1 protein-coding gene is annotated in these 1448 nt (G+C 48.8%); it reads right to left on the bottom strand.

The window, feature by feature from the left end:
- Positions 1 to 1447, bottom strand: a 1447-nt coding sequence (locus B4H32_RS02680; RefSeq protein WP_286799694.1) for an ABC-F family ATP-binding cassette domain-containing protein, incomplete at its 3' end; no start/stop codon positions are given.
- Position 1448: the final 1 nt, after the last annotated feature.

Genomic DNA, 1448 nt, shown 5'->3' with positions numbered 1-1448 from the left:
CAATCAGTTGGCGTTCGTGCGAGACCAACACCACAGCACCCTCAAAGTCCTGCAATGCCATACTCAGGGCATGACGCATATCCAGGTCCAGATGGTTGGTGGGTTCGTCCAGAATCAATACATTTGGGCGTTGCCATACGATTAGGGCCAATGCCAGACGTGCGCGCTCACCACCTGAAAAGCTCTCGCATGGGGTGTCCATACGTTCACCACTAAAACCAAACCCACCCAGAAAGGCGCGCAAGGAAGCTTCACTGATTTGTTTATCTGCAATGCGGGCCAGTTGCAGCATTGGACTGGCATTGGCATCCAGTGCATCCATTTGATGCTGGGCAAAATAACCGATGTTCAAGAGTTCAGAGGCTTTGCGCTCGCCTGCCAAGAGCGGTAAATCACCCACCAATGTTTTGATCAGGGTTGATTTACCTGCACCATTCATCCCCAACAAGCCAATGCGTGAACTTGGCGTGATTTGCAGGCGGATTTTTTCAGCAATGATTTTATCGCCATAGCCAATTGTCGCCATATCCAGACTTAACAGCGGTGAACTCATTTTGCTGGGTTCACGGAAGCTAAAGGTAAATGGCGTGTCCACATGCGCAGGCGCAAGCTGTTGCATGCGCTCTAGCTGTTTAATACGACTTTGTGCCTGACGGGCTTTGGTGGCTTTGGCCTTAAAGCGGTCAATAAATTTTTGTAGATGTGCACGGGTTTCCTGTTGTTTCTCAAACGCCTGTTGCTGTTGTGCCAAGCGTTCGCTACGGGTGGTTTCAAAGGTGGAGTAGTTGCCTGTATAGAGCATGAGTTCCTGATTTTCGATGTGCAGGATATGGTCGGTAATGGCATCAAGGAAGTCACGGTCATGTGAAATCAACACCAGCGTGCCCTCATAGGCTTTAAGCCAGTCTTCCAGCCACAGAATTGCGTCCAGATCCAAATGGTTGGTGGGTTCATCCAGCAACAGTAGGTCTGAGCGGCTCATTAAGGTACGGGCGAGGTTTAAACGCATCCGCCAACCACCCGAGAAGCTTGCCACATTTAAACGGATTTGATGATCAAGAAATCCTAAACCTGCCATCAATTGGGCTGCTTTCGCAGGTGCTGCATAGCCATGAATTTCATCAAAACGACCATGTAATTTGGCTAAATCATCATTACTCAGATGATCTGGATGCGCTAATTTTTCTTGAATGTCCCAATATTCTTCGTCACCAGACAAAACAAAATCAATTGCTGGCATTTCTAAGGCTTTAATTTCCTGAGCCATGTGTGCCACAGTCCAAACTGCTGGACGAGTTAGATTTCCCTCATCTGCAACCAAGCCACCCAGAAATGCGGCAAACAAAGTCGATTTACCCGCACCATTCACGCCTGTAAGGCCAATTTTCCGGCCAGGATGGAGCTGCATTGATGCTTTCTGAAAGAGGACTCGCCCACCACGGCGCAAT

This window comes from Acinetobacter sp. UBA2063 (assembly GCF_002333245.1).
GTDB lineage: Bacteria > Pseudomonadota > Gammaproteobacteria > Pseudomonadales > Moraxellaceae > Acinetobacter > Acinetobacter parvus.
The sequence above is the reverse complement of the archived record's forward strand: the minus strand, read 5'-3'. Positions and strand labels throughout refer to the sequence as shown.